This window comes from Sphingomonas sp. SphC10, from assembly GCF_057004845.1.
On record NZ_CM168044.1, the window covers coordinates 427,619 to 453,508 of the forward strand.

Here is a 25,890-nt window from a genome sequence, read left to right on the forward strand (position 1 = left end):
ATGGCAATGATTGCCTGGGCAGTCAATTCTCGTTGCGAAGATGACATGAAATTCATGAAGTTCGGGGCGGGCCGGGCGGCCCGCCCCATAAGGCATTCAGCGCGTTTCCTTCGTCGCCTCGATCGCGGCATTGGCGGCCAGGATATAGGCCGAGGTGGTCGCGACCGTGTATTCGTTCTCGAACCACAGGAACGGCCATTCGGTCTTCAATTCGGGGAAGTCGGGCTTCACGATCAGTACGCCCGGCACCAGACCGCCGGGGATGAAGCCGTAATCGGCGCGGTTGTGGCCATAGCCGATCAGCTTGGACGCGGTGCCCACCGTCGAGACGAGCGACAGGTTGTTCGCCGGATGCCGCCCCAGCACATAGTCGATGGCGTTCAGCGTATAGTCGGTGCCGATGATCTCCGGGAACGCCTTGTGCATCAGGAAGGCGGTCGAGCCGAACTCGACGACCTGATGCGATCCGGCCCAGCCGCCCTCGCTGATCGGTACGCCGAAGGGGTTCTTGGCGGCCTCTTCATCCATCTTGACCTTGGTCTGGCGGACCAGCGGGACCAAGGCGGCGCGGTACTTCGCATCCATGAATGGAAGGGCACGTACCGCCGAGGCGCGGACCCAGGCGAAGTTCTTGGTGATGACGGGCATCAGCGCGCGCAGGCGATCGGCATAGACACGCTCGCCCTTGCTGGTGATCAGCATCTCGACGGTCGCGCCGACATTGGCGCCGTCCGCCGACCATGGCGTGCCGGAATCGTCGCGCCCGTCGCCCGACTTGATCGGCCCCTTTTGATAGCGTCCCCACAGGACCTTGGCCGCGTCCCAGGCCTCGGCAGCCATCGTCGGATCGCTGTCCGCCAGCGCGCGGGACGCGGCGGCGAGGGCGCCCGCGACCGCCAGATTGTTGGCGGGCAGATCGGTGGTGAAGGCCCAGCGATCGTCCTGCGCGCCCGACGATCCGCCCTTGCGGTCGCTGATGCCGAGTGACGCGTCATAGGTCAGATTGTCGGTCTGCGACCCTGCATCGCCCAGATGGGCATATTGGCGCTGCACCGGATCGATGATGCCGACGATGGCATGGCCGAACACCTTGTACTGGGCGAGCAGTTGCAGGACGCCGTGGCGGATCTGCTGCACCGAGTCCTGCTTGCCGTCGGGCTTGCGGATCTCCACCGCGCGGGCGGCCTCGTCCACGCTCGTTTCGTCCCAGTCGAGGCCGTAAAGCTCGCGTCCCCAGGCCAGGTCGCGGACCACCTGCGCATTCTGCGGTGTCTGGATGTCGTAATCGCCCGCATCCTGAAAGCCGCCGACATTCAGGCCGGGGATATGCTCGCCCGGCTTGAACGGCGAGTCGAGGTTGGGGCCCATCTTATAGCCGTCGAAATGGACATGGTTGGGCGGTGCCTGGCGGGCATCGTCGAGATGCGAGGGGGCGGACCAGACGCGGTATTGTTCGCGAATGCCGACATGATCCATCTGCTCGGCGATGAAGGTGTCGAGCGAGGTCTGCCAGATGCGGTCATAGGCGTCGGCGGCGATACGGAACGGGTTCGTCACCTGACCGCCATAGGCGATGGCATAGATGCCGGGCTCGCGCACCTGGGAGAAGTCGAAGGCGGCGTAATTATACCGCATCCAGCGCCCGCGCGGGGTCACGGCGGCACGCAACACCGACTGGCGCGTGCCGTCTGCGGCCAGTCGGACCAGTTCCGCCTCGCCCGGCGCGGTCCCGTGCGGATCTGTTTCGATCAGCGCGACCTTGGCGCGGCCGGGCGTATAACCCGCTTGGTTGAACGAGACGACCGGCGGGCGCACCCAGTCCTTCACGACATTGGGACGGACATGCCAGACCACGGCATTCTCCTTCGCCCCCGCCGCGATCAGCGAGCGGACGACGAACCAGCCATTCTGCGCCCGGTTGCGCGCGTCATAAAGCGCCAGCCCGCCCGCATCCGACGTGATCGTTACGCGAGTCAGCGGGTCTTCGGGCGACAGGGTAATCGACTTGCCCCCCGAGGCCAAAGGCGTCGGATCGCCCGATCCGTCCTTGGCCATCGGGCCGGTGGGATGGCGTGGGAACAGGCCCGGCGCGGTATCCATCAGATAGGTCTTGCCGAAATAGCTGGTCGGCAAGAAATCGAGGTTGAAACCGGCCTTGCCCGCCAGCGCGGCGGGCAGCGGCTGATCAAGGTCGACGGCGATGCGAAACCCGTCGCCTTCCGCCGTCACCTTCACCCGATAGGCGAGATTCTGGTCCTTATAGGCCGAGCGGACGACGATTTGGTTGGGCTCGGTCCCGCGCGCCCGGCTGACAAAGGCGGGGACGGGGTCCCATTGCTCGGGCGTGGGGTTGAGGCGTATCGCGCCATCGGTGGCGATCCGATCGCCGTGCAGGACGATCTGGATCCCGGCATTCTTCTCGTCGAAGAAGATGGGGCTGAACTGGTTCTGGTCGACCATCACGGTCAGGCCCTGCCGCTCCAGCGTCTCGGCCGGGGTGACGGACAGCGCCGGTGCCGTGCCTTGCGTCGTGACCTGTGCCTGTGCCTGTGCCTGCACGGCGCAGGACGCCATGATGCTTGCCGATGCCAGCAAGGCGACACCCATGTGTTTCAGCATAACCCCTCCTCGATATAGATAGCGCTATCATTTTTGATCATGGGCAGGGCGGCGAACCATATGGATCCGACGCCTTGTCCAAAACGCGGGGCGACGCGGTTTCCGCTTTCGCCTCGGACGCAATCTGTGCCAGCTTTTTCGATTAAACAACGAAAAAATGGCGCTTTGTTCTGGATCAACTTTTGAAGGGCGGATGGGGTTGGCAAGCGGTCGGGGGTGCAATTTGCGTTGCTTGTGTACCGCTCACATAATTGATGCGAATATGGAAACGGCGCGGACCGCTCTCGCCGTCCGCGCCGTCCCGAAAGTGGCAGAAGGAGCGTTACTTCTGCGATGTATAGCGCGGTTGGACCCGGCCCGCTTCGTCGGCGGCCTGCTTGATCAGCTGGATATTGCGCTTGATCGAGGCGGCGAGCGCCGAGCGGATCGACTCGTCGGCATCGGAACCGGCAGGCACTTCGCGCAGCAGCTGGAGCCACTCGCCGATCGCCTCGTCATGCTGGCCCTTCAGATCCTTTTCCATCGCGAAATAGAAGCGTGCGCGCGCATCGCGCGGGTCGATCGCGATGGCCTTGCGGAAGGCGTTCTGCGCCTCGGCGGGCAGTTCGATGCCCTGCGCCTTCGTGGTCTGCATGACCGTCTCACCCAGCGCCGACCAGGCGTTCGCCTGGTTGGGATCGATCGCCAGCGACGCACGATAGGCGGTCGCGGCCTCGTCGAACCGGCGCTTGGCGAGCAGCGCGTCGCCCAGTTCCTTCTGCGCGGCGGCGCTACCCGGCGCCTTAGTGGCGGCGGCCTGCGCGGTGGCGGGATCGGGGGCGGCTATGGGCCGCTCGACAAAGACCGGGGCCTGGGCGGCCTTCTCCGCCGGACGCCGCAGCAGGGCACTGGCGATAAAGGCCAGGACGACCAGGACGAGCAGGATGCCTGCGATGACGAGGAGCTTGCGGCGTTTCACGATTCATCCCTGCTGATTATGTCGCCGAACCTTATCGCCCGGTGTGTCCTGACACAGCGTAAAGCGCGCACGGACCGCGCGGAACCCGTCTTATCCTGAAACATGTCGCATCAAGCCGCTGCCCCAGAACGGGATCACCTTGGAGTTTACCGGACGCGACATCGGCGTCGATATCGATAGAGTGTGGGGGACAGGGCAGATGAGTCGCCCGAAATGCAACGGGAATATCGCCCGATCGTGAATGTGCGACCGAGACGGGATCACCCGTTCCGACACATGATCGGGTGCGCGGCGTAACAGGGAGTTTGATGATGGCGGCTGTGACGAAGATGATGGCGATGGCGGGTGTCATGGCTGGCGCGCTGATCGCGACGGCCGCCCATGCGGGCACGCTATCCTCGACGCCGGGCAATGTCGTGCCGACCAATCCCTCGGTCCTGATCGACTTCGACGGCACGAACGGCAACACCACCTATTCGTCGGGCTTCTCGCTGTCGGGCACCGCCGTCCTGACGACCGGGTCGGCCAATGGCTATAGCCGGCCGATGGGCGACACGACCCAGTATCTGATGGTCAATGGCGGCAAGACGGCCGAGTTGCGCACCAAGGACAATAGCTATGACGGCTTCGGTCTCTATTGGGGTTCGATCGACTCGTTCAACACGCTGGAAGTGCTCGGCGCCGCCGGTAACGTCCTGAAGACGATCACGGGCCTCGACGTCATTTCGCCGACCGCCGACGTGCCGGGCACCTATTACAACGATCCGAGCCTGAACCGCTACGTCACCTATACGCTCGACAGCCTGACGGGTGAGCGGATCGCGGGCCTGCGCTTCTCTTCGGGTGATACCGCGTTCGAACTGGACAATGTCACCTTCTTCGGCGGCAAGCCGACCTCGGTCCCCGAGCCCGCCACGCTGACCCTGTTCGGCGCAGGGATCGGCGGCCTGATCGCCGCATCGCGTCGCCGCCGCAAGAAGGCCGCCTGATCCCAGGCATTCCGGCTGGTCGGTCCGACAGGATCGACCGGGGAAACGAAAAGGGCGGCCCCAGGGCCGCCCTTTTTTGTATCCGCTACAAAAGACGGTGAAAGGCCGGCCCCGCCGGGTCAGGCGGCGGCGCCGTTCAGCGTTTCCATCTCGCCCAGCACGCGCGCTTTGCGACCATAGACATATTCGAACAGCGGGCTGGCCATCATCGTGGTCACGATCGCCATCAGCACCAGCATCGAGAACAGGGTGGGGCCGATAATCCCCTTTTGCAGCCCGATATTGATGATGATCAGTTCCATCAGCCCGCGCGAGTTCATCAGCGCGCCGATCCCCATCGCCGTGCGATTGTCCTCGCCACAGGCGCGCGCCGCCAGATAGCAGGCACCGAACTTGGCGGCGATCGACGCGGCCAGGATGCCGAGTGCGATCAGCAGCAGCGGCAGCGAGTTGACCATGTCCATCCGCGTGTTCAGCCCCGAATAGGTGAAGAACATTGGCAGCAGCAGGACGACGGCCAGCGGCTCGACCTTCTTCTTCAACTCGGTGACGAACAGGCCGCGCGGCATGAAGACGCCCAGGATGAAGCCGCCGAAAATGCCATGCACGCCGATCGCGTCCATGATGAAGGCGGACAGGCAGAAGGCCATCAGCGTGATCGCCAGCACGGTCGTGCTCATCTCGCCCCGCGCCTCGACCGCCCGGCCCAGCGGCGCCAGCAGACGGCGGCCGAACAGGATCAGGAATCCGACATAGACAAAGGCCCCGCCGATCGCGAGGATCGCCACCCCGCTGCCGCCGCCGAAGGTCGCCAGCACGATCGCCAGTACGCACCAGGACGCGGCGTCGTCGAACGCGCCCGCCGCCAGCGACAAGGTGCCGAGCGGGCTGTCCGCCAGCCCCCGTTCGTTGATGATCCGCGCCAGCATCGGAAAGGCGGTCAGCGCGATACAGGCGCCCAGGAACAGCGTGGCATTGGCCTGGCTGATCCCGGCGGTGAACAGGCCGGGCACCTTGAGCAGCAGGGGAGTGATCGCCACCGCGATCAGGAACGGCGCGATCACGCCCGAGGCCGATACCGCCATGGCACTGCGCGCCTTGGACTGGAAATGATCGAGGCGGAGCGTCAGCCCGACCAGGAACATGTACAGCGCCACGCCGAGCTGCGCGCCCGCATAAAGGACGTTGCGGGTTTCCCTGGGAAAGATCGCCGCCTGCAGGTCGGGAAAGAACAGGCCGAGCAGCGAGGGGCCGAGCACGACCCCGGCGATCATCTCGCCCACCACCGGCGGCTGGCCCAGGAACCGCTGTCCGGCCCAGCTGACGACGCGACAGGCGAACAGGATCACCGCCAATTGCAGGAAGAAATGGATGCTATAGTCGCCGGGCACATAGGTGGCGGCGGCCCCGGAGCTGGCCGGGCCATGCGGTGACAAGATGCCGCCAAAGGTCTTCCAGAAACTGTCGATCGCGTCGTTCATCGGTCTTCGCATCCCCCCTCGCGTCCGGCCTTGCGCGGTCCGGCCCAGGCGATAGCGACGCCAAGTCGCGGGGCGTTGCAACGGGATTTCGCTGGAGGGGAAGCGATTGTGCCCGGCCACTGGCAAACTGTGTTCTTGCCGCTACAAGGTAGGTACGTACCTACATATTCGAGGGGCGGATGAAGACGCTGACCAGCCGCGAGTTCAACCAGGATGTCAGCCGCGCCAAGCGCTTGGCCCGAATCGAGCCGGTGTTCATCACCGATCGCGGACGCCCCACCCACGTCCTGCTCGGCGTCGAGGCCTTCCGGCAATTGGCGCGCCAGACCGAGACGATCGTCGACCTGCTCGCGCAACCCGATGCGATGCCCGGCGAGGCGCCGCCGCCGCGCGACTGGAACCGGACGCGCTGATGTATCTGCTTGATGCCGGCGTCGTGGCCGAACTGCGCGGTGCGCGGCGGGGACAGGCCGATCCGGGGCTGGTCGACTGGGCATCGGGTGTGCCGCGTCACGAATTGTTCCTATCGGCGGTGACCTTGCTCGACCTTCAAGGAAACAAAGACGCCGACGACTGGATCACCGAGCAGGTCCTGCCCGCGTTCGAGGGGCGCATCCTGGCGGTCGATGTCGCGGTGGTGCGGCGGTCGTCGGCACTGGGCTATGCGCAGACGCGCGACGCGCTGCTGGTCGCGACGGCGCTGGTCCATGGCTTGACGCTCGTCACGCGGCATGTCGCGGCCTATAAGGTCGGGCGGCCCAAGCTGTTCTGCCCCTGGGGTTTCGTACCTGACGATATGGGCGAAGACTGGCGGCAGGCGACGAAGGGCGGTTCGCAATGGTTCCGCAACCTGTTCGTGAGGATATGAGCGTGGTGGAGGGGCAGGCCAGGTCGATCCTGATCGTCGGCGGCGGCACAGCGGGCTGGTTGACCGCGGCCTATCTCGCCCGCTTTCTGGGGCCTGCGACCCGCATCACCTTGCTGGAGGACCCGGCGATCGGCGCGATCGGGGTGGGCGAGGGGGCGTTCCCGACGATGCGCTCGACCCTGCGCTTCCTGGGGATCGACGAGGCGCATTTCATCCGCGCGGCGGGTGCGACCTTCAAGCAGGGCATCCGCTTCGACGACTGGCGGCACGCCCCGGACGGGGGCAGGCGCCACCGCTATGTCCATCCATTCGAGCCGCCCTTCCAGGCGGATGGCGTCGACCTCGTCGCGCACTGGCTGGCGCAGGACCCGGCGACCCGTGCGCCCTTTGCCGAGGCGGTGACGATCCAGCATCGCGTCGCCGCTGCGGGGCGGGGACCAAAACAGGCGGGGGAAGCGGCGTTCGACGGGCCGCTCAGCTATGCCTATCACTTCGATGCGCAGCGGCTGGTCGCGCTGCTGGCCGACCATGCCATGGGCCTGGGCGTGCGGCATCTGGAGGGCAGGCTGACCGGCGCGCAGGTGGGCGCGGACGGGCTGATCGCGCATGTCGTCACCGACCGTCAGGACACGCTGACCGCCGACCTCTATGTCGACTGCACCGGACAGCGGGCCGAACTCATCTCCGGCGCGCTGGGGGAGCCTTTGCTGCCAGTGCGCGACCAGCTGTTCACCAATCGCGCACTCGCCTGTCGCCTGCCCTATGACGCGGAGCGCGGCCATGCCCTGCCGACCATGACCATCGCCACCGCGCATCGGGCAGGTTGGACCTGGGATATCGGGCTGGCCGAGGGGCGGGGGATCGGGACGGTCTATTCCGACGCGCATATGGATGACGAGGCCGCGCTGGCGACGCTCGCCGCCTATCTGGGACAAGATCCCGACAGGCTGGAGCCGCGTTTGCTGACCTTCGAGCCGGGGTATCGCCAGCGGCCCTGGATCGGCAATTGCGTCGCGATCGGACTGGCCGGGGGCTTTCTGGAGCCGCTGGAGTCGACCGGCATCGTCCTGATCGAGGCGGCCGTCGCCATGCTGGCCGAGCTGTTCCCGCATCGCGGGCCGATCGCGGCACCCGCCGCGCGCTTCAATACGCTGATGACCGCACGGTATCGGACGATCGTCGACTTTCTCAAGCTGCACTATTGCCTGAGCAGCCGGGACGAGCCGTTCTGGCGTGACAATGGCGCTGCCGGGACGATCTCCGACCGGCTACGGGACCTGCTGGAGCAATGGCGTTACCGGCCGCCGGGGCGGTTTGACTTTACGCTGGATGTCGAGAGCTTCGCCCATTTCAACTATCAGTATATCCTCTACGGCATGGGCTTTGCCGATGGCGAGATGAGGAAGACCTGCGCGTCCGGCGAGGCGGACCGGCTGTTCCGCAAGCTCCAGATGTTCGGCGACCGCGCGGTGGCGGATCTGCCGACTCATGGTGAGTTGGTCGCGGCGATGCGGGGTTAGCGCAGGATGACGTTACATTGAACCAAGGCGAGCCCCTCCCGTTTAGGGGAGGGGTTGGGGTGGGGCCTCGCCACAGGCGGCGTGCTCGCGGAAGCGCCCCACCCCCGGCCCCTCCCCTAAACGGGAGGGGTGGGTTTATTCAGGTCATCGGACTCTATGCGGGTGGGTACTCGCTGACCCTTTCCTTCCTTCTCGCCTGTCCAGGGGAGAAGGATCGGAGCTCGCCTCAAGCGATCGCGGGCAGGCGGTCCAGGTGCTTTTCCAGCGTCAGTGGATAGTCCCTGATCCGCACGCCGGTCGCGTTGTAGACCGCATTCGCCACCGCCGCGCCGACGCCGCACAAGCCCAGTTCGCCGACGCCCTTGGCCTTCATCGGGTTGGCCTTGTCGTCCGCCTCTTCCAGGAAGATGACCTCCTGATGCGGGATGTCGGCATGGACGGGCACTTCATAGCCCGCCAGATCGTGGTTGACGAAGAAGCCGAAGCGCTTGTCGACCGCCAGTTCCTCCATCAGCGCCGATCCGACACCCATCGTCATTGCACCGATCATCTGGCTGCGTGCCGCCTTGGGGTTCAGGATTCGTCCGGCCGCGCAGACCGCGAGCATCCGACGAAGCCGCGTCACGCCGGTATAGGCATCGACCCCGACTTCGACGAAATGCGCGCCGAAGGTCGACAGCTGCCAGGTCTTGTCCAGATCGCCGAACTCGATCCGGTCCTCGGCAGTCAGCGGGCCGGAGGCGACGGCGTCGCGCAACGCGACCGATCGATTGCCGCCCATCACCTGACCATCAGCGAAGCTCAGATCGGCCGAGTTGAACCCCAGCCGCTGGGCCACCGCCTCGCGCAGCTTGACGCAGGCGGCATAGACGCCCGCCGTGGCGTTGGCCGCGCCGAACTGGCCGCCCGACCCGGCCGACACCGGATAGTCGCTGTCGCCCAGCCGGACATCGACCGCGTCCATCGGCACGCCCATCATCTCGGCGGCGGTCTGGGCGATAATCGTATAGCTGCCGGTGCCGATATCGGTCATGTCGGTCTCGACGACGACCCGGCCGTCCTTGTTCAGCGTGACCCGCGCGCCCGACTTCATGTTCATGTGATTGCGGAAGGCGGCGGCGACGCCCATGCCGACCAGCCAGCGTCCGTCGCGAACCTGGGCGGGCCTGGCGTTGCGCTGCGACCAGCCGAAACGCTGTGCGCCCTCCTCCAGGCAGCGGACGAGCTGGCGCTGCGAGAAGCGGCGATCGGGCTTTTCGGGATCGACCTGGGTGTCGTTCTTCACGCGGAAGGCGACCGGGTCCATGCCCAGCTTTTCGGCCATCTCGTCCATCGCGATTTCCAGCGCCATCATGCCGGGCGCTTCGCCCGGTGCGCGCATCGCATTGCCCTCGGGCAGGTTCAGCACGGCCAGACGCATCGCGGTAAGGCGGTTGGGCCCGGCATAGAGCAGCTTGGTCTGGTTGACCGCCGTCTCGGGGCCGCCGCCGGGCTGGTCGCCCGATCCGCTTTCATGCGCGATCGCCTGGATCGCGCCGTCCTTGGTCGCGCCGATGCGGATGCGCTGCGTCGTGGCGGGACGATGGGTAGCGTTGTTGGCCATCAGCGGCCGCTGCATCGCCACCTTGACCGGTCGCCCGACCGCCTTCGCACCCAGCGCCGCCATGACGGCATCGGCGCGCAGGAACAGCTTTCCGCCGAAACCGCCACCGACATAAGGCGAGATCAGCCGCACCTTCTCCTTGGGCATGCCCAGCGTCTTGGCGAGGTCGCCGCGCCCCCAGGCGATCATCTGGTTCGACGTCCAGACCGTCAGCTGGTCCCCCTCCCAGATCGCCAGCGAGGCGAAGGGCTCCATCATCGCATGGCTGTGGTCGGGGGTGGTGTATTCGGCATCGAGCTTCACCGGCGCGGCACCGAAGGCGCTTTCGAACGATCCGGTCCGGTCTTCCTTGCCGGGTTTGCCCTCTTCGCCGCCGGTCAACGGCGCGGTCTTCAGCGCTTCGTCCAGGTCATATTGGCCCTTGGCGCGATCATAGTCGATCCGCACCAGCCCGGCGGCGGCACGCGCCTGTTCGAAGCTTTCGGCGACGACGATGGCGACGGCCTGGTGATAATGGTCGATCTCCGGCCCGCCGAGCAGCTTGGCCGTGTTGAAATTGCCCTTGTTCAGCTTGCCTGCCTCGGCGGCGGTGACGATGCCCAGCACGCCCGGCGCGCCGCGTGCATCGTCGAGGTTCATCGAACGGATGCGCCCCTTGGCGATGGCCGCGCCAATGATCCAGCCATAGGCGGCGTTGGGTGCCTCTGCATGGCGTTCATAGGCATAGGCTGCGGTGCCGGTGGTCTTGCGCGGGCCGTCGATCCGGTCGTGCGGGCGACCGACCACGGTCATGCGGTCGATGGGATTGGCGCTGGCTGGCTCGGTGAATTTCATGCGGTCCTCACCTGGCTGATGGCGGCCGCCAGCGTCCGTTCGACGAGCGGCACCTTATATTCGTTATCCTTGGTCGGGCGGGCATCGGCGAGCAGGCTTGCCGTCACCGCCTTGGCCCCCTGCGGCATCGCGGCTTCCGCCGCTTCGACCCGCCAGGGCTTGTGCGCAACGCCGCCGACCGCGACCCGGCCCGAGCCGTCCTTCTGGACGATCGCCGCGACCGATACGAGCGCGAAGGCATAGGAGGCGCGATCGCGCACCTTCTCATAGATATGGGTGCCGCCGACCGGGCGGGGCAGGGTGACGGCGGTGATCAGTTCGCCGGGCTGCAGCGCGGTTTCGATATGCGGCGTATTGCCGGGCAGGCGGTGGAAATCGGCCATGGGGATCGCGCGGGTCCGGCCCTCCGGATTCACCGTCTCGACCACCGCGTCCAGCACCCGCATCGCGACGTTCATGTCGCTGGGGTTGGTGGCGATGCAGTCGCTGCTGGTGCCGACGATCGCCAATTGGCGCGAATAGCCGCCGATGGCGCTGCACCCGCTGCCGGGCTTGCGTTTGTTGCACGCCATGTTGGTGTCGTAGAAATAGGGGCAGCGCGTCCGCTGGAGCAGATTGCCCGCCGTCGTCGCCTTGTTGCGCAGCTGTCCGCTCGCCCCCGCGACGATCGCGCGGGACAGGACGCCGTAATCGCGCCGCACGCGTTCGTCGGCGGCCAGCGCGGTGTTGGTGACGAACGCGCCGATGCGCAGGCCGCCGTCCTTCGTCTTCTCGATCCGGTCGAGCTTCAGGTCCTGCACGTCGATCAGATGGGTCGGCGTCTCGACCTCGATCTTCATCAGGTCGAGCAGGTTGGTGCCACCCGCGAGGAACTTGGCACCCGGCTTGGTCGCCGCACGCGCCGCCGCGACCGCATCCTTTGCGCGTTCATAGGTGAAGGGCTTCATGCCCCCATCTCCTTATTTGCGACTCCCGCGACGTCCGCCATCGCGTCGGCAATGTTGGAATAGGCGCCGCAGCGGCAGATATTGCCGCTCATCCGCTCGCGCATCTCCATGCCGGACGCCTGGGGCCTGGCGGTCAGGTCGGCCTGGACATGGCTGGGGACGCCGCGCTTGATCTCGTCGAGCACCGCCACCGCCGAGCAGATCTGGCCGGGCGTGCAGTATCCGCACTGATATCCGTCATGGCGCACGAACGCGGCCTGCATCGGATGCAGCTTTTCGGGCGTGCCGAGTCCCTCAATGGTGGTGATGCTGTCGCCGTCATGCTGGAGCGCCAGGGAAAGGCAGCTGTTGATCCGCTCTCCATTGACCAGCACGGTGCACGCGCCGCACTGGCCATGGTCGCAACCCTTCTTGGTGCCGGTCAGGTGCAGATGTTCGCGCAAGCTGTCGAGCAGCGTCGTACGCGGATCGAGGGACAGGGTGCGCGGCTTGCCGTTGACCTTCAGCGTCACGGGCATGGCGGGGGGATCGGCAGGCATGGTGCTCCTCTGGGTCTGCGCCTCGGCCGGGGCGGAGGCGGCCATCGCGGTGGCCGCGCCTCCGACGATCATGCCGCGTCGCGACACGGTAAATTCACTGCTGTCCGCCAATGTCCCGGCTCCCTTGCACCCTGTCCAGATCCTTATCCAACCGCTGGCGCATACACCGCTGGCTGACATTTTGTTCATAACGCACGTAAGCGGTTTTTGTGGCCCGCGAAATTATCATGGGATAGAAATTGCCGCGCTCGCCACCGGAACGTAACGGGTGCGCGAGAAAGTCGAAGACGCCATATGTCGGGCGTGGTAGCACCGCGCATCGCCGGTTTGACGACCGCAAGCGCTGGCGGCTGAGAGACCCTTGTGCTCCCGCTTGTCGCGACGGAGCCGCCCGGATGCACTATTTGTCCCGTCTTGAGGGCGTGCCCCGTTGATCGTCCGGCTGCCGGGCAACGCAACGGAGCGGGACCGGGCCCATCACGCGCTGATGACCGGCATCGATGTGCTGGAGAGGCGGATCGCGCCGCTGTGGGCGGTGGAGGCGTCGGCCTTGTCGAACCGGCATCGCCACGTCCGGGCGCGGGTTACGGCGAACGGCCTGCGCGAGCTGGACGTGCTGCTGGCCCATTGGGTCGGACTGGTTGCGTCTCGGCCGGTCCGCATGGCGGATATCGGCGACTGGCGCGAGCAGGAGGAAGAGGATGTGGGGCGCTATGACCGCGACTTCACCGTCATGGACATCACCCGGCTGGCGGAGGACTATCGGCTGGCCGCGCCGATGCCGTGTCCGCCCGACATGGCGTCGGCGGATCGCGGGCTGGCCGCTTGAAACGCCCGTCCGATAGGCGTTGATCGAGCGCGCCGTCCGTTGCACAGCCTGAGCCGAACGATCGCGAAAAAGGGGAGGATGTGATGCGCCTGGCAAAGGGCTTCGCCGTCTTGGCGCTGGGGCTGGCCGGCCCGCTGGTAGCGCAGACGACGCCAGTGCCACAGATCGTCAGCAAGGATGGCCGCCACGCGCTGATGGTCGATGGCCGTCCCTTCCTGATGCTGGGTGCGCAGGTCAACAACTCCAGCAACTATGTCGCCGCCCTGCCGCTGGTCTGGCCGGTGCTAGACCGCATCCACGCCAATACGATCGAAATCCCCGTCGCCTGGCAACAGATCGAGCCGGAGGAGGGGCGTTTCGACTTCGGCTTCGTCCAGACCCTGCTCGATCAGGCGCGCGCGCATGACAAGCGTGTCGTCCTGCTGTGGTTCGCGACATGGAAGAACACCTCGCCCGGCTACACGCCCGACTGGGTCAAGCTCGACAATCGCCGCTTTCCCCGGATGAAGACGAAGGCAGGGCAGGATCATTATGCGCTGACCCCGATGGCGCGCACCACGCTGGAGGCGGACAAGCGCGCCTTCGTCCGGCTGATGACGTACCTCAGGGAGCATGACCCGCAGAACACGGTCATCATGGTCCAGCCCGAGAATGAGGTCGGCAGCTATCGCAACCCGCGCGACTATTCGGCGGCGGCGCAGACGCTGTTCGACGGAGCGGTCCCGGAGCCGCTGACCCGCAGGCTCGGCAAGCCAAGCGGTACCTGGGCGGCGGTGTTCGGGGCGCAGGCCGACCGTGCGTTCAACACCTGGTATACGGCGCGCTACATCGAAGAGATCGTCGCGGCGGGCAAGGCGGTGAAGCCGCTGCCCATGTACGTCAACGCGGCGCTGGCGGGGCCGTCCAACGTGCCCGATCCCGACGGCGTGGCGAGCGGCGGGCCGCAGCAGGACGTGCTCGACATCTGGAAGGTCGCCGCGCCCTCGATCGATGCGGAAGCGCCCGATATTTACGACCGGGCGAGCGCCAATGTGACCGCTTACATGAAAGCCTATGCCCGGCCCGACAATCCGCTGCTGGTGCCCGAGATCGGCAATGCCCGCGAGTTCGCGCGTTATTTCTACGAGGCGCTGGGTCACGGCGCGATCGGCTTTGCGCCGTTCGGCATGGATGACACCGGATTCTTCAACTATCCCCTGGGGGCCAGGGCGCTCGACAACGCCACGCTGGATGCCTTTGCCGGGCCCTATGCGGCGCTGGGCGGCGTGATGCGCGACTGGGCGAAGGCGGCGTTCGAACATCCGAGCTGGGGCACCGCCAAGCCCGATGACGGCAGCGACCGGGAGGCGGTGCTGGGCGACTGGCGCATCCGGGCGGAGTTCGGCCAGTGGCAGTTCGGCGAGAAAAGCTGGAGCTGGCTCAAGTCCGAACCCGCGCCATGGAAGGCCGAGCCGGTCGGCGGCATGGCGGTCGTCCAGCTGTCGCGCGACGAGTATCTGATGACCGGCGACCATGTCCGCGTCCGCTTCGAGCCCGCGACCCCCGATCCCAAGGCCATGATCGTCCGGGTCGAGGAGGGGCATTTCGCCGAGGGGCACTGGGTGATGGACCGGCTGTGGAACGGCGACCAGACCGATTACGGCATCAACCTGATCGACCGGCCGGTCGTACTGAAGGTCGTGATGGGACGCTATCGCTAGGGACGCGGACAAATCGCTTTGCACTCCCGGATCAACGGCTTAGCCTGATCCGCCAAGCCAGAAACGATCCGGGAGTGTTCATGCAGCGTCGCCAGTTCCTCGCCTCCGCCAGCCTCGTCGCGGCGGCCGCCGCCACGCCGTCCTGGGCCAAGGTTTCCCGAGGGACGGGACCGCGTGATGCCGAGTTGCGGGCGATGCTCGACCGTTTCTTCTATGCGCGGCTGGACGACAGTCCGGAGCAGGCGACCTCGCTGGGCCTCGACACCGGCCCGCGCGCTGGCCTGAAGGCGCGGTTGAGCGATGCGTCGCGGGCGGGCGAGATGCGCCAGTTCGCGCGCGCCAAGCAGGAACGTGCGCAACTCGCCACCATCCCGCGCGATGCGCTGGGCGAGGGGGCGCGACTGGATTACGACATCCTGGCCTACAGCCTCGACCGAATGATCGCGGGCGAGCGCTTTTCCTATGGGGCGAGCGCGGGCCGCTATGCCCCCTATGTGCTCAGCCAGCTGTCGGGAGCTTACCGGGACGTGCCCGATTTCCTGGGCAACCAGCACCGCGTCACCAACGCCGCCGATGCCGACGCCTATGTCGCGCGGGTCGCGGCGTTCGGTCCGGCGATCGATGCCGAGACCGAGCGCCAGCGCGAGGATGCGGGCAGGGGCGTCTTCGCACCCGACTATATTCTCGACACCACGCTGAAACAGCTGGCATCAGTCCGCGATAAGCCCGCCGAAGGAACGGGCCCGGCGGTCGATCTCGCCGCCAAGCTGAAGGCCGCCAACCTGCCGCCCGACCGCGCGCAGGCGGTTGCGCGGCTGATAACCGAGCGGGTCTTCCCCGCCCTCGACCGGCAACGCGCGCTCGTCACCGAATTGCGCGGCCGAGCGGTCCATGACGCGGGCGTCTGGCGGCTGCCGGACGGCGAGGCCTATTATACCGCCGCAGCGGCCGCTGCGACGACGACCGAGATGACCGGCGACGAGATTCACCGGCTCGGACTGGCGCAGGTGGCGGAGATCGGGGCGAGGATCGACACCATCCTGAAGGCGCAAGGCATGGCGCAGGGCAGCGTCGGCGAGCGGCTGGTCGCGCTCAACAAGCGGCCGGATCAGCTGTTTCCCAACACCGATCCGGGGCGTGAAGCGCTGCTGGAGCAGTTGCGCGCACAGGTCGCCGCCATGACCCGGCGCCTGCCCGAACAGTTCGCCGTCCTGCCCAAGGCGCCGGTCGAAATCCGCCGCGTGCCCGAGGCGATCCAGGCGGGCGCGCCCGGTGGCTATTACCAATCGGCGTCGCTCGACGGGTCGCGACCCGCCATCTACTTCATCAACCTGCGCGATACGTTCGACCGGCCCAAATTCGGGCTGGCGACGCTGACCTATCATGAGGCGGTGCCGGGCCATCACCTGCAGGTCATGTCCGCGCTGGAGAGCCAGGACATTCCGCTGATCCGCAGGCGCGGCTTCTATTCGGGTTATTCGGAGGGCTGGGCGCTCTACTCCGAACAACTGGCCGACGAGATGGGGATGTATGAGGGCAATCCGCTGGGGCAGGTGGGCTATCTGCAATCCTTGCTGTTCCGTGCCACCCGGCTCGTCGTCGATTCGGGGATGCACGCCAAGCGCTGGAGCCGCGAGAAGGCGACCGACTATCTGATCGCCACCACCGGCATCGCGCGTGGCCGCAGCCAGGGGGAGATCGACCGCTATACCGTCTGGCCGGGGCAGGCGTGCAGCTACAAGATCGGGCACACCGTCTGGACCCGGCTGCGCGACGAAGCCAAGGCCAAGGCGGGCGTGAAATGGGACCCCAAGGCCTTTCACCGCGTCCTGACGCTGGGCGCGATGCCGCTCGACGTGCTGGAACGGGTAGTGCGCGAGCGGATGGCGTAACGCTCTAATCAACCCTCTCCCCTCTGCGAGGGGCGAGGGAAGGTATGGCGCATTCCCTTACAGACCTGAGGCTTGGCCAATGGCGGGTGGGGCGGATAGGGTCGACGGCGGAGGAAGAAGTCTATGAAGCTTTCACATCGTCTGTCCGCTCTATCGCTGCTCGGCTTAACGGTCGCGTTATCGTCGACCGGTGCGAACGCCGCCGACAAGGACGGCCTGCCGCGCAAGATCGGCGACTGGACGCTGGCGGTCAGCGAGGATGGGGACGGATGTTTCCTGACGCGTATCTATCACCGGCCGGGCGACACGACGCTGTTACTGGGGCTCGACCGTGACGGGTCGAACCATCTGACGGTGCTGAACGCCAATTGGTCGATCAAGCCGAAGGAGCGGCTGGCGCTCGACTTCACGCTGACGGGGGGCAGCTATCGGAAGCATTTCGCGGTCGGGCTGGCGTCCGACGACCAGCAGGGTTTCGTCACCAGCTTCGAAAAGCCGTTCCCGACCTATCTCGCCCGGTCGCAGACGCTGAACATCGCGCGCGGTGACGTGCCGGTCGAGCGCCTGTCGCTGGCGGGCAGCGGCGCGGCCATCGCCGCGCTGCGCGATTGCGTCACGGCGCGGAAGGCCCCGCTGGCCAAGACGACCCGTTCGGGAGATGCGGCGGACGGCATTCCCCGCGATCCGTTCGCCAAGGCGGCGTCACGCAAACGCTGAACCCTGAACGGCATCTTAACACAATAGGGCTTGTTGCAAATAGTGTAGCAGTAAACGCTTGGTCGAAAAACCGGCACGGTCGAACAGAAACAGGATTGTCGAACTTTTTCCACTCGGCTTCGTTGTTGCGGTTGGTTAACGACTGAAAGAACTGTTATGTCTGCTTACGCGTCCAAATCCCTCCTCGCTGTCGTGACGCTGGCGGGTGCCGTCAGTCTTGGTGGTTGCGCGACGAAGTCCTTCGTGCGCGAACAGATCGCCCCGGTAAGCCAGCGTGTAGACTCGCTCGAATCGCGGCTCCAGCAAACCGATGGTACGGCCAAGCAGGCGCTGGCCGAGGCGCAGGCCGCTTCGGGCCAGGCGCAGCAGAACGGCCAGCGGCTGGACCAGCTCGGCGGCCGTGTCGATGGCGTCGAACAGCGCCTGACCGTGCAGGAGCAGAAGCCGGCCCGTCGTCCGCGCCATTGATGGCAGCGGCCTGAGCGACGATATCCGCTGAATGACGTGCCGGTCTCTTCCCCGCGCCGGGGGAGGGGCCGGCATTTTGCCTGAGTATGCCGCACCGATGACATGCCTGCCCCGATGAAGTCCCTGATCCTGTCACTGGCGGGTTTCGCCCTGCTGGCCCCCGCAGTCGCCGATGCGCGCACCGCCCAGCCGCCCAAGGCCGCCCGCAAGACCCCGTCCAAATCGAAGGCGAAGCCAAAGCCCGCGCCGGTTGCCGCGCCCGAGCCGGTCTTGACCCCGTCTCCTGAGGCGCAGCGCGTGATCGCATGGGTGTCCGGCGCGCATGACAATCGCGGCCTGCCCTGGGCGGTGGTCGACAAGGTCAACGCGACCCTGTTCCTCTTCGCGCCCGACGGCACGCAGCAGGCGGCGGTGCCGGTCCTGATCGGCATCATGCCGGGCGACGAGGCGAGTCCGGGAGTGGGCACCAAGACGCTGGCCTCGCTCGGTCCCGCCGAGAAGACCACGCCCGCCGGGCGCTATCTCGCCAAGTTCGGGCTGCCGGTGGCGGGCGAGCGGGTGTTGTGGGTGGATTATGCGACCTCGGTGGCGCTGCACCCGATCCCCAAGGATGCGGGTGCACGCGAGAAACGCCGCGAACGGATGCTGTCGCCGACACCGGACGACAACCGCATCACATTCGGCTGCATCAACGTGCCCCAGGCTTTCTATACCCGGCAGTTGCGGCCGACATTCCGCCGCAAGGGGGGCTATGTCTATATCCTGCCCGACACCAAGCCGATCGACCAAGTCTTTCCCCGTCTGAGGACGCAAGCACCCGGTTAAAGCGGCTTGCCCATGCGGATCAGCGGAACCTGCACGCCCTCGACCGGGGCGGACCGGATCGCCTCGATCGGAGCATAGCCGCAGGCGCGGTAGAGCGGTTCGCCCGCCAGCGTGGCCATCATCTCGGCGGACGTGAAGCCCGCCGCCCGCGCCGCCGCCTCGCATCGCGCGAGGATGGCGCGGCCCAGCCCCTGTCGGGCGAAATCCGGGTCGACATACATGGCCCGGATGCGGGCGGGGTCGCTGGCCGGGTCGAGCATCGCCGCGTCGCGCAGGGCGTGGCTATGGTCGCCACCATAGAGCGTGGCCCGCGCACTCCATCCGCCACAGCCCGCCAGCCGCCCGTCCCGCTCGGCCAGCAAATAGGTGCCGTCGGCGATCAGTTGCGTATCCAGTCCCATGACCGAACGGCTGGCCGCGATCTCGGCGGGGGAGAGAAAGCCCTTTTGCAGCACTGAAATCGCGCGATTCATCAGCACGGCGATGGCAGGAATGTCGGCGGCGTCGGCCCAGCGAAAGGTAAACATCGCACCTTTTCGGGGCAATTATTCCGGTCCGTCAATGACGATGGGGTGAACAGTTGCAATCGACACCACCGTTTAGCTGCGATAAGCCGGTCAAATGGCAGACATTCCTCAGACCCCGCTGCTCGACACGGTGCACACCCCCGACGACCTTCGTCGCCTGGCCCCTGAGCAGTTGCGGCAACTCGCCGACGAATTGCGGACCGAGACGATCTCGGCCGTCGGCACCACCGGCGGCCATCTGGGCTCGGGGCTGGGCGTCGTCGAGCTGACCGTCGCCCTCCATTATGTCTTCAACACGCCCGACGACCGGCTGATCTGGGACGTTGGTCATCAATGCTATCCGCACAAGATCCTGACCGGGCGGCGCGAGCGTATCCGCACCATCCGCCAGGGCGGTGGCCTGTCGGGCTTCACCAAGCGGTCGGAAAGCGAATACGACCCGTTCGGCGCGGCGCACAGTTCGACCTCGATCTCGGCGGCGCTCGGCTTTGCGGTCGCCAACAAGCTGGCGGGCACGCCGGGCAAGGGCATCGCCGTGATCGGCGACGGCGCGATGTCGGCGGGCATGGCCTATGAGGCGATGAACAATGCCGAGCAGGCGGGCAATCGCCTGGTCGTGATCCTGAACGACAACGACATGTCGATCGCCCCGCCGGTCGGCGGCCTGTCGGCCTACCTCTCGCGCATGGTGTCGAGCCGCGAGTTCCTGGGCGTGCGCGACGTGCTCAAGAAGCTCGCCAAACGCTTCCCGCGCCCGATCCAGAAGGCGGCGCAGAAGACCGACGAGTTCGCGCGCGGCATGACCATGGGCGGCACGCTGTTCGAGGAATTGGGCTTTTATTATGTCGGCCCGATCGACGGTCACAATCTCGACCATCTGATCCCGGTGCTGGAGAATGTCCGCGACGCCGAGCAGGGGCCGATCCTGATCCATGTCGTCACCAAGAAGGGCAAGGGCTATGCCCCGGCCGAGGCGGCGGCGGACAAATATCACGGCGTCCAGAAGTTCGACGTGATCACCGGCGCCCAGGCCAAGGCGCCGCCGGGACCGCCCGCTTATCAGAATGTCTTCGGTGAGACGCTCGCCAAGGAAGCCGACAGCGATCCGCGCATCTGCGCCATCACCGCCGCCATGCCCTCGGGCACCGGTCTGGACCGGTTCGCGAATGCGCATCCGGAGCGTTTCTTCGACGTCGGTATCGCCGAGCAGCATGCCGTGACCTTCGCCGCCGGTCTGGCGGCGCAGGGGATGCGGCCCTTCTGCGCCATCTATTCTACCTTCCTCCAGCGCGCGTATGACCAGGTGGTCCATGACGTCGCGATTCAGAACCTGCCGGTCCGCTTCGCGATCGACCGCGCCGGTCTGGTCGGGGCGGACGGGGCGACCCATGCGGGCTCGTTCGACGTCACCTATCTGGCCAGCCTGCCCAACATGGTCGTGATGGCCGCCGCCGACGAGGCGGAGCTGGTCCATATGGTCCATACCTGCGTCAACCACGACAGCGGCCCGATCGCGGTGCGTTATCCGCGCGGCAACGGTGTCGGCGTCGCGCTGCCCGAGACGCCGCAACGGCTGGAGATCGGTAAGGGCCGCGTCGTGCGCGAGGGCAAGAAGGTCGCGATCCTCTCGCTCGGCACCCGCTTGGCCGAGGCGCTGCGCGCCGCCGACACGCTGGAGGCCAAGGGGCTGTCGACTTCGGTCGCCGACCTGCGCTTCGCCAAGCCGCTGGACGAGGCGCTGATCCGGCGGATGCTGACCACGCATGAGGTGGCGGTCACGATCGAGGAGAACGCAATCGGCGGTCTGGGCGCCCATGTCCTGACCATGGCGTCGGACGAAGGGCTGATCGACGGCGGCCTCAAGCTGCGCACGATGCGTCTGCCCGACATCTTCCAGGATCAGGACAAACCCGAGGTGCAATATGCGCAGGCCGGTCTCGATGCCGATGCGATCGTCGAGACGGTGCTGAAGGCGCTGCGCCATAACAGCGCCAACGTTACGGAAGGCGCGCGGGCGTGATCCGTGGCTGGACCGCCGTCATCGTCTTCACGACGCTGGCGGTGGTCATGATGGTCGGGCTGAACGTGCGGATGTGGCGGCGGATGAAGCAGGCCACGGCGGCGGCGAAGGCCGAGGCCGAGCGTGACGCGATCGAGTCCGACCAGAACCCCCGTTCCGTCTGAGCAAAGACGAAGGCAACACCCCCACCCCAAACATTATCTGTTCCCCGGCGAAGGCCGGGGCCCAGTTGCTGCGCGGTTGCAAAGGCGGGGTGAATAGGCGTGGGATGCGATCGCCACCGGTGGCTGCCTCCTACGCGTCGTTTCTACTCCCTCTCATCTTCATCGAAACTGGGCCCCGGCCTTCGCCGGGGAACCGCAGGAGGAGAGGCAATCCCATGGGCCTTCGACCTCCCTCAGGCTGGACGGGGCAAAAAAATCACCGCCCCAGATAATGCGCCTGCGCCGCGTCGGTCGCATTCACCGCCAGCACCGCCCGCGCTTCGCTGGGCGACAGGGGCCCTGACGATGACGGCCGGTCCATGCCGCTCGCCGCGATCACCCGGCCGAGCAGTTCCTGCCCTTCCTGCCACCAGCCCAGGCCGCTGGCGGCGTTGATATGCCCCTGATGCCCGGCATCGACGAAATGGCTGCCCCAATCGACCGCCAGGCTGTGCGCGCGGTCGATCGTGATCCACGGATCGTCCTGGCTGGCGACGAGGATCGAGGGGAAGGGCAGTGGCGTGCGCGGTGAGGGCGCAAAGCCCTTCAGAGCCTCGGGCGCGTCGGTGCGGTCGACATCGGCGGGCGCGACCAGCAGGGCGCCCGCGACCGGCCAGCCATAGGGCTGCGGCGACAATTCCGCCCACCAGGCGACCGCCAGACAGCCCAGCGAGTGCGCCGCCAGGATCACCGGCGCCTGCGCCTGCCGGATCGCCTGGTCCAGCCGCGTGACCCAGGCATTGCGATGCGGGGTCGACCACATGCCCAGTTCGACGCGGATCGTATCGGGTCGCGCCTCTTCCCATAGGGACTGCCAGTGCGAGCGGCCCGAGCCGCCGAGACCGGGGACGGTGAGGACCGTAGGCTTGCGGGCCTCATAGGATGCGAACGAACCCATATGGCATCTCCTCGATAGGGCCGGGTCGACTCCCGATCCTGCCATGGAAGATATTCCTACCAATCTAATAGGCAATAGACGATGCGTCCGGTGGATGACGGCTTGCGACGGACCGAGGCGGCTTGTAGGGGCGGGCGATGGCCAAGCAGCGTGTCGACCAGATGCTCGTGGATCGCGGACTCGTGGAATCCCGGTCTCGCGCGCAGGCGCTGGTGATGGCGGGCCTTGTTTTTTCCGGCGAGACAAAGATCGCCAAGCCCGGCCAGCAACTGGCCGAGGACGCCGTGCTCGACGTGCGCGGGCGCGATCATCCCTGGGTGTCGCGTGGCGGGATCAAGCTGGCGCATGGGCTGGAGCATTTCGGCTGGGACGTGACTGACGCGGTCGCGATCGATGTCGGCAGCTCGACCGGCGGCTTTACCGATGTGCTGCTGCAAAAGGGCGCCGCGCGTGTCTATGCGGTCGACAGTGGTACCAACCAGCTCGCCTGGTCGCTGCGCCAGGACCCGCGCGTCATCGTCCATGAACAGACCAGCGCCCGCATTCTGACCGAGGCGCATATTCCCGAACCGGTCGATATCATCGTGTGTGACGCCAGCTTCATCGGGCTGGCCAAGGTGCTGGAACGGCCGCTGAGCTTCGCCAAGCCCGGCGCACGCCTGCTCGCACTGATCAAGCCGCAGTTCGAGGCGGGGCGCGAAGAGGTCGGCAAGGGCGGGGTGGTCCGTGATCCCGCCGTCCACCAGCGGGTCTGCGATCAGGTCGTCGCGTGGCTGACCGAGAGCGGCTGGCAGGTCGAAGGCGTCACCCGGAGCCCGATCACCGGCCCGGAGGGGAATGTCGAGTTTTTGGTGGCCGCATCCCGAAATTGAACGGGTAAGGTCTGATTGGCGTTGAGCTTTCCGTTTACTGTGCCCCGACCCTGGGGCAGATCGACAGACATCATGGCGAAAGAGGGACGAGTGGGCACGATCGCGTCGAAGGGCCAGTTGCGCATGTCATTCCTCCGCTGGGCGGTCGTGATCGTTCCGCTGATCCTGCTGCTCGGCTTCGCTTCGGGCCGGGTGGTGCCGTCGGGCAGCGAGAATGGCTGGTACATGGCGCTCACCAAGCCCGAACTGAACCCGCCGGGTTGGGTGTTTCCGGTGGTGTGGACGACGCTCTACATCATGATCGGTCTGGCGCTGGCGATGATCGTCCATGCTCGCGGCGCGAACGGACGAGGGGTGGCGATCGGCCTGTTCGCGGCGCAGTTCCTGCTCAACCTGTCCTGGACGCCGTTGTTCTTCGGTGCGCACAAGGTGCGGCTGGCCCTGTTCGTCATCATCGCCATCCTGTTCCTGGCGATCGCCACCACGGTCGCCTTTTCGCGCATTCGCAAGGGCGCGGCGTGGCTGATGGTGCCCTATCTGGTCTGGCTGTCCTTCGCGGGCGTGCTCAACTGGCGCATCGACCAGCTCAATCCGGATGCGGAAAGGCTTGTGCCGGGGGCGCAGACCTCCCAAATGCTGTGAAACGATTTTTGGGAATTTGATATGCAGGCCGACAACAAGCTGTTCGACGATTTCGCCAAGGTGATGAACGGCCTGGCGGGCACCGTGGCGGGCATGGGCCGCGAAGCCGAGGCGAGCGCCCGGACACGCGCGCGCGAATGGATCGGTGGTCTGGACTTTGTCAGCCGCGAGGAATTTGAGGTCGCCAAGGCGATGGCCGTCGCTGCGCGGGACGAAGCGGATGCGCTGAAGGCACGTCTGGACGCGCTGGAAGCGCGGCTGAACGGCACGACGGGCGGCACGATCGCCGGGGTGGAATCCTGACCGGCCCGATTCCGGAACGGATGCTGTCCGGCCCGACCGGCCAGGCAGCTATCCACAGTTTTCGGCACCCGGCGGCTTGCGGCCCGGCCTTGCGCAGTGCAACCTGCGCTGGTCCGGGTTTGTTCGCAAGGGCCTCTGATGCTTGAATCGACCGATCATGAAGCCGAAGAATCGGCCCCCATCGACATGCTGGAGGCCTATTTCGCCGCGCATGGATGGGAACATGAGCGCCACGACGAGGAAATCGTCGCGACGGTCAAGGGCAGTTGGGCCAGCTATGAACTTCGCGCCCTGTGGCGCGACGACGACAGCGTGCTGCAATTCCTGGCGTTCCCCGACATCAAGGTGACCGACGACCGCCGCTCCAGCATCTATGAGGCGCTGGCGCTGGTCAACGAACAGCTGTGGATCGGCCATTTCGAGCTGTGGTCGAACAGCGGCATCCTGCTCTATCGCCACGCCGCGATGGTCGATGGCGGCGAGGACGGGACCATTTCGCTCTCCGCCGCCGAATTGCTGGTCGAGTCGGCGATCGAGGAGTGCGAACGTTTCTACCCGGTCTTCCAGTTCGTTCTGTGGGGCGGCAAGACCCCGCGCGAGGCACTGGCCGCCGCGCTGATCGAAACCCAGGGCGAAGCGTGACGTTTCCCGTCGGGCCGATCTGGCTGGTCGGGTGCGGCAACATGGCGGGCGCGATGCTGCGCCGCTGGTTGTCCGAAGGGCTTGATCCCGCGCAGGTAACCGTCATCACGCGCAGCGGCACGCGCGCGCCCGAGGGCGTGCGCTCGCTGACGGCATTGCCGGCCGACGAGACGCCTGCGATCCTGATGCTGGGGTTCAAGCCCCAGCAACTGGGCGACATCGCGCCGACGCTGGCGCATCTGAACCCGGCCATTCTGCTGTCGATCCTGGCGGGGGTCGAGGAACAGACGCTGGCCAGCCATATTCCGGCGGGTGCGGTGGTGCGGATGATGCCCAACCTTCCCGTCGCGATCGGGCAGGGGGTGACCGCGCTGTATACCCGCTCCACCGACGCCGCCGTGCGCGATGCCGCCGAAGCGCTCGCTCGACCGCTCGGCCTCGCCCCCTGGGTGGAGGATGAGGGTCGGTTCGATGCCGTGACCGCGCTGGCGGGCTGCGGGCCTGCCTTCGTGTTCCGCTTCATCGACGCCCTGGCGCAGGCCGGGGCCGGGCTGGGGCTCTCCCCCGAACTGGCGCAGCAATTGGCGCTGGCCACCGTCGACGGGGCAGGGGCCATGGCGATGGGGGCCGATGCCCCGCCCGCTGTGCTGGCGGATCGTGTGGCCAGCCCAGGCGGTTCAACCCGCGAAGGGCTGAACGTGCTGGACGCGGATGACGCGCTCAAGCGGCTTATGGCCGAAACGCTGACGGCCTCGGAACGCCGCAACCGCGAAATGGCCGCCGCCGCGCGCCGCTGATTTCAAATTCGCGCGAAGCCGCGAAGGCACAAAGAAGATAGGGGTTCGCGCAGAGGCGCAGAGGACGCCGAGGGGGATTGCCAAAGGCAATCTTGTTCCTGCCATCGATAGCGACAGAAGCATGCTGGAGTTGCGCTCGTCACAACTCCGCGTCCTTTGCGCCTCCGCGCGCAAAACTCTTTTTCTTCGGGCCGTCG

Annotated in this window: 25 protein-coding genes; 17 read left to right on the top strand and 8 right to left on the bottom strand. The window is 66.4% G+C overall.

What is annotated here, in order from left to right:
• Positions 1–96: 96 nt before the first annotated feature.
• Both ACWKSV_RS01955 and ACWKSV_RS01960 read right to left on the bottom strand, forming a co-directional pair.
• The gene (locus ACWKSV_RS01955) at positions 97–2,619 is read right to left on the bottom strand and encodes a glycoside hydrolase family 9 protein (RefSeq protein ID WP_076715635.1); all 2,523 of its coding nucleotides are present in this window, start codon (positions 2,617–2,619) and stop codon (positions 97–99) included.
• Between the two features lie 322 nt (positions 2,620–2,941).
• Entirely contained in the window at positions 2,942–3,577 is a 636-nt protein-coding gene (locus ACWKSV_RS01960; protein ID WP_076715636.1) for a tetratricopeptide repeat protein, read from the bottom strand.
• Positions 3,578–3,888: 311 nt separating this feature from the next.
• Between ACWKSV_RS01960 and ACWKSV_RS01965 the strand changes: the two genes are divergently transcribed.
• Positions 3,889–4,566 (top strand): Npun_F0296 family exosortase-dependent surface protein, encoded by a 678-nt coding sequence (locus tag ACWKSV_RS01965; RefSeq protein ID WP_172839644.1) that lies wholly within the window; start codon positions 3,889–3,891, stop codon positions 4,564–4,566.
• A gap of 119 nt (positions 4,567–4,685) precedes the next feature.
• Here the strand turns inward: ACWKSV_RS01965 and ACWKSV_RS01970 are convergent, their stop codons facing one another.
• A complete protein-coding gene (locus ACWKSV_RS01970; RefSeq protein ID WP_076715639.1) occupies positions 4,686–6,047 on the bottom strand; it encodes a cation:proton antiporter in 1,362 nt (453 codons plus the stop codon).
• 179 nt (positions 6,048–6,226) lie between these two features.
• Here ACWKSV_RS01970 and ACWKSV_RS01975 point away from each other — a divergent pair, with 179 nt between their 5' ends.
• From ACWKSV_RS01975 to ACWKSV_RS01985, 3 genes are read left to right on the top strand one after another with little or no spacing between them, the layout of a single operon-like run.
• Positions 6,227–6,460, top strand: a complete 234-nt coding sequence (locus tag ACWKSV_RS01975; protein ID WP_056439612.1) for a type II toxin-antitoxin system Phd/YefM family antitoxin — start codon at positions 6,227–6,229, stop codon at positions 6,458–6,460.
• Positions 6,460–6,915: a PIN domain-containing protein gene (locus ACWKSV_RS01980; protein ID WP_076715641.1), complete on the top strand. Its 456-nt coding sequence runs from the start codon at positions 6,460–6,462 to the stop codon at positions 6,913–6,915. The genes ACWKSV_RS01975 and ACWKSV_RS01980 overlap by 1 nt, the downstream gene beginning before the upstream one ends.
• The gene (locus tag ACWKSV_RS01985; RefSeq protein WP_237243566.1) at positions 6,885–8,435 is read left to right on the top strand and encodes a tryptophan halogenase family protein; all 1,551 of its coding nucleotides are present in this window, start codon (positions 6,885–6,887) and stop codon (positions 8,433–8,435) included. Before ACWKSV_RS01980 ends, ACWKSV_RS01985 begins: the two co-directional genes overlap by 31 nt.
• Positions 8,436–8,661: 226 nt before the next feature.
• Here ACWKSV_RS01985 and paoC read toward each other — a convergent pair whose 3' ends face one another.
• Genes paoC through paoA form a run of 3 tightly spaced genes read right to left on the bottom strand, consistent with a single transcriptional unit; the run spans position 8,662 to position 12,430 of the window.
• Complete coding sequence (gene paoC, locus ACWKSV_RS01990) at positions 8,662–10,872, bottom strand: aldehyde oxidoreductase molybdenum-binding subunit PaoC (RefSeq protein WP_076715644.1); 2,211 nt, start codon at positions 10,870–10,872, stop codon at positions 8,662–8,664.
• Positions 10,869–11,819, bottom strand: coding sequence for an FAD binding domain-containing protein (locus ACWKSV_RS01995; protein ID WP_076715645.1), 951 nt, complete (start codon positions 11,817–11,819; stop codon positions 10,869–10,871). Before ACWKSV_RS01995 ends, paoC begins: the two co-directional genes overlap by 4 nt.
• Positions 11,816–12,430: an aldehyde dehydrogenase iron-sulfur subunit PaoA gene (gene paoA / locus ACWKSV_RS02000; RefSeq protein WP_237243568.1), complete on the bottom strand. Its 615-nt coding sequence runs from the start codon at positions 12,428–12,430 to the stop codon at positions 11,816–11,818. Before paoA ends, ACWKSV_RS01995 begins: the two co-directional genes overlap by 4 nt.
• 415 nt (positions 12,431–12,845) lie before the next feature.
• Between paoA and ACWKSV_RS02005 the strand changes: the two genes are divergently transcribed.
• From ACWKSV_RS02005 to ACWKSV_RS02030, 6 genes are all read left to right on the top strand, one after another.
• Positions 12,846–13,187, top strand: a complete 342-nt coding sequence (locus ACWKSV_RS02005) for a hypothetical protein (protein WP_338469018.1) — start codon at positions 12,846–12,848, stop codon at positions 13,185–13,187.
• Between the two features lie 83 nt (positions 13,188–13,270).
• The gene (locus ACWKSV_RS02010; RefSeq protein WP_076715650.1) at positions 13,271–14,887 is read left to right on the top strand and encodes a DUF5597 domain-containing protein; all 1,617 of its coding nucleotides are present in this window, start codon (positions 13,271–13,273) and stop codon (positions 14,885–14,887) included.
• Positions 14,888–14,967: 80 nt separating this feature from the next.
• Entirely contained in the window at positions 14,968–16,779 is a 1,812-nt protein-coding gene (locus ACWKSV_RS02015; protein ID WP_076715651.1) for a DUF885 domain-containing protein, read from the top strand.
• A 123-nt stretch (positions 16,780–16,902) separates the two neighbouring features.
• Positions 16,903–17,496 carry a hypothetical protein gene (locus ACWKSV_RS02020; protein WP_076715653.1) on the top strand — a complete coding sequence of 198 codons (594 nt, stop codon included), beginning with the start codon at positions 16,903–16,905 and terminating at the stop codon, positions 17,494–17,496.
• Positions 17,497–17,652: 156 nt separating this feature from the next.
• Positions 17,653–17,964, top strand: a complete 312-nt coding sequence (locus ACWKSV_RS02025) for a hypothetical protein (RefSeq protein ID WP_056439582.1) — start codon at positions 17,653–17,655, stop codon at positions 17,962–17,964.
• A gap of 114 nt (positions 17,965–18,078) precedes the next feature.
• Positions 18,079–18,789, top strand: a complete 711-nt coding sequence (locus ACWKSV_RS02030; protein ID WP_191864861.1) for a hypothetical protein — start codon at positions 18,079–18,081, stop codon at positions 18,787–18,789.
• Here the strand turns inward: ACWKSV_RS02030 and ACWKSV_RS02035 are convergent.
• Positions 18,786–19,316, bottom strand: coding sequence for a GNAT family N-acetyltransferase (locus ACWKSV_RS02035; RefSeq protein WP_076715654.1), 531 nt, complete (start codon positions 19,314–19,316; stop codon positions 18,786–18,788). The two genes, ACWKSV_RS02030 and ACWKSV_RS02035, sit on opposite strands and share 4 nt — an antisense overlap.
• Positions 19,317–19,410: 94 nt before the next feature.
• On the opposite strand from ACWKSV_RS02035, the gene dxs reads away from it, so the two are divergent.
• Complete coding sequence (gene dxs, locus ACWKSV_RS02040) at positions 19,411–21,336, top strand: 1-deoxy-D-xylulose-5-phosphate synthase (RefSeq protein ID WP_076715656.1); 1,926 nt, start codon at positions 19,411–19,413, stop codon at positions 21,334–21,336.
• Positions 21,333–21,500, top strand: a complete 168-nt coding sequence (locus ACWKSV_RS02045) for a hypothetical protein (protein WP_156884229.1) — start codon at positions 21,333–21,335, stop codon at positions 21,498–21,500. The genes dxs and ACWKSV_RS02045 overlap by 4 nt, the downstream gene beginning before the upstream one ends.
• 256 nt (positions 21,501–21,756) lie before the next feature.
• On the opposite strand, the gene ACWKSV_RS02050 is transcribed toward ACWKSV_RS02045, so the two are convergent.
• Complete coding sequence (locus ACWKSV_RS02050; RefSeq protein WP_076715657.1) at positions 21,757–22,437, bottom strand: RBBP9/YdeN family alpha/beta hydrolase; 681 nt, start codon at positions 22,435–22,437, stop codon at positions 21,757–21,759.
• 137 nt (positions 22,438–22,574) lie between these two features.
• Between ACWKSV_RS02050 and ACWKSV_RS02055 the strand changes: the two genes are divergently transcribed.
• From ACWKSV_RS02055 to ACWKSV_RS02075, 5 genes are all read left to right on the top strand, one after another.
• The gene (locus ACWKSV_RS02055; RefSeq protein ID WP_083706609.1) at positions 22,575–23,309 is read left to right on the top strand and encodes a TlyA family RNA methyltransferase; all 735 of its coding nucleotides are present in this window, start codon (positions 22,575–22,577) and stop codon (positions 23,307–23,309) included.
• A 72-nt stretch (positions 23,310–23,381) separates the two neighbouring features.
• Positions 23,382–23,951: a TspO/MBR family protein gene (locus ACWKSV_RS02060; RefSeq protein WP_240456313.1), complete on the top strand. Its 570-nt coding sequence runs from the start codon at positions 23,382–23,384 to the stop codon at positions 23,949–23,951.
• Between the two features lie 21 nt (positions 23,952–23,972).
• Positions 23,973–24,254 (top strand): accessory factor UbiK family protein, encoded by a 282-nt coding sequence (locus ACWKSV_RS02065; RefSeq protein WP_076715659.1) that lies wholly within the window; start codon positions 23,973–23,975, stop codon positions 24,252–24,254.
• A 138-nt stretch (positions 24,255–24,392) separates the two neighbouring features.
• Positions 24,393–24,896, top strand: coding sequence for a type III secretion system chaperone family protein (locus ACWKSV_RS02070; protein WP_483666873.1), 504 nt, complete (start codon positions 24,393–24,395; stop codon positions 24,894–24,896).
• A 41-nt stretch (positions 24,897–24,937) separates the two neighbouring features.
• Positions 24,938–25,693 carry a pyrroline-5-carboxylate reductase family protein gene (locus ACWKSV_RS02075; protein WP_076718051.1) on the top strand — a complete coding sequence of 252 codons (756 nt, stop codon included), beginning with the start codon at positions 24,938–24,940 and terminating at the stop codon, positions 25,691–25,693.
• The last annotated feature ends 197 nt before the right edge of the window (positions 25,694–25,890 follow it).

Excerpts from the sequence above, each read along its gene's own strand:
- ACWKSV_RS01955 (WP_076715635.1), bottom strand. The coding sequence starts at position 2,619 with ATGCTGAAACACATGGGTGTCGCCTTGCTGGCATCGGCAAGCATCATG.
- ACWKSV_RS01965 (WP_172839644.1), top strand. The coding sequence starts at position 3,889 with ATGGCGGCTGTGACGAAGATGATGGCGATGGCGGGTGTCATGGCTGGC.
- ACWKSV_RS01970 (WP_076715639.1), bottom strand. The coding sequence starts at position 6,047 with ATGAACGACGCGATCGACAGTTTCTGGAAGACCTTTGGCGGCATCTTG.
- ACWKSV_RS01975 (WP_056439612.1), top strand. The coding sequence starts at position 6,227 with ATGAAGACGCTGACCAGCCGCGAGTTCAACCAGGATGTCAGCCGCGCC.
- ACWKSV_RS01980 (WP_076715641.1), top strand. The coding sequence starts at position 6,460 with ATGTATCTGCTTGATGCCGGCGTCGTGGCCGAACTGCGCGGTGCGCGG.
- ACWKSV_RS01985 (WP_237243566.1), top strand. The coding sequence starts at position 6,885 with ATGGTTCCGCAACCTGTTCGTGAGGATATGAGCGTGGTGGAGGGGCAG.
- paoC (WP_076715644.1), bottom strand. The coding sequence starts at position 10,872 with ATGAAATTCACCGAGCCAGCCAGCGCCAATCCCATCGACCGCATGACC.
- ACWKSV_RS01995 (WP_076715645.1), bottom strand. The coding sequence starts at position 11,819 with ATGAAGCCCTTCACCTATGAACGCGCAAAGGATGCGGTCGCGGCGGCG.
- paoA (WP_237243568.1), bottom strand. The coding sequence starts at position 12,430 with ATGATCGTCGGAGGCGCGGCCACCGCGATGGCCGCCTCCGCCCCGGCC.
- ACWKSV_RS02005 (WP_338469018.1), top strand. The coding sequence starts at position 12,846 with ATGACCGGCATCGATGTGCTGGAGAGGCGGATCGCGCCGCTGTGGGCG.
- ACWKSV_RS02010 (WP_076715650.1), top strand. The coding sequence starts at position 13,271 with ATGCGCCTGGCAAAGGGCTTCGCCGTCTTGGCGCTGGGGCTGGCCGGC.
- ACWKSV_RS02015 (WP_076715651.1), top strand. The coding sequence starts at position 14,968 with ATGCAGCGTCGCCAGTTCCTCGCCTCCGCCAGCCTCGTCGCGGCGGCC.
- ACWKSV_RS02020 (WP_076715653.1), top strand. The coding sequence starts at position 16,903 with ATGAAGCTTTCACATCGTCTGTCCGCTCTATCGCTGCTCGGCTTAACG.
- ACWKSV_RS02025 (WP_056439582.1), top strand. The coding sequence starts at position 17,653 with ATGTCTGCTTACGCGTCCAAATCCCTCCTCGCTGTCGTGACGCTGGCG.
- ACWKSV_RS02030 (WP_191864861.1), top strand. The coding sequence starts at position 18,079 with ATGAAGTCCCTGATCCTGTCACTGGCGGGTTTCGCCCTGCTGGCCCCC.
- ACWKSV_RS02035 (WP_076715654.1), bottom strand. The coding sequence starts at position 19,316 with ATGTTTACCTTTCGCTGGGCCGACGCCGCCGACATTCCTGCCATCGCC.
- dxs (WP_076715656.1), top strand. The coding sequence starts at position 19,411 with ATGGCAGACATTCCTCAGACCCCGCTGCTCGACACGGTGCACACCCCC.
- ACWKSV_RS02050 (WP_076715657.1), bottom strand. The coding sequence starts at position 22,437 with ATGGGTTCGTTCGCATCCTATGAGGCCCGCAAGCCTACGGTCCTCACC.
- ACWKSV_RS02055 (WP_083706609.1), top strand. The coding sequence starts at position 22,575 with ATGGCCAAGCAGCGTGTCGACCAGATGCTCGTGGATCGCGGACTCGTG.
- ACWKSV_RS02060 (WP_240456313.1), top strand. The coding sequence starts at position 23,382 with ATGGCGAAAGAGGGACGAGTGGGCACGATCGCGTCGAAGGGCCAGTTG.
- ACWKSV_RS02065 (WP_076715659.1), top strand. The coding sequence starts at position 23,973 with ATGCAGGCCGACAACAAGCTGTTCGACGATTTCGCCAAGGTGATGAAC.
- ACWKSV_RS02070 (WP_483666873.1), top strand. The coding sequence starts at position 24,393 with ATGCTTGAATCGACCGATCATGAAGCCGAAGAATCGGCCCCCATCGAC.
- ACWKSV_RS02075 (WP_076718051.1), top strand. The coding sequence starts at position 24,938 with ATGGCGGGCGCGATGCTGCGCCGCTGGTTGTCCGAAGGGCTTGATCCC.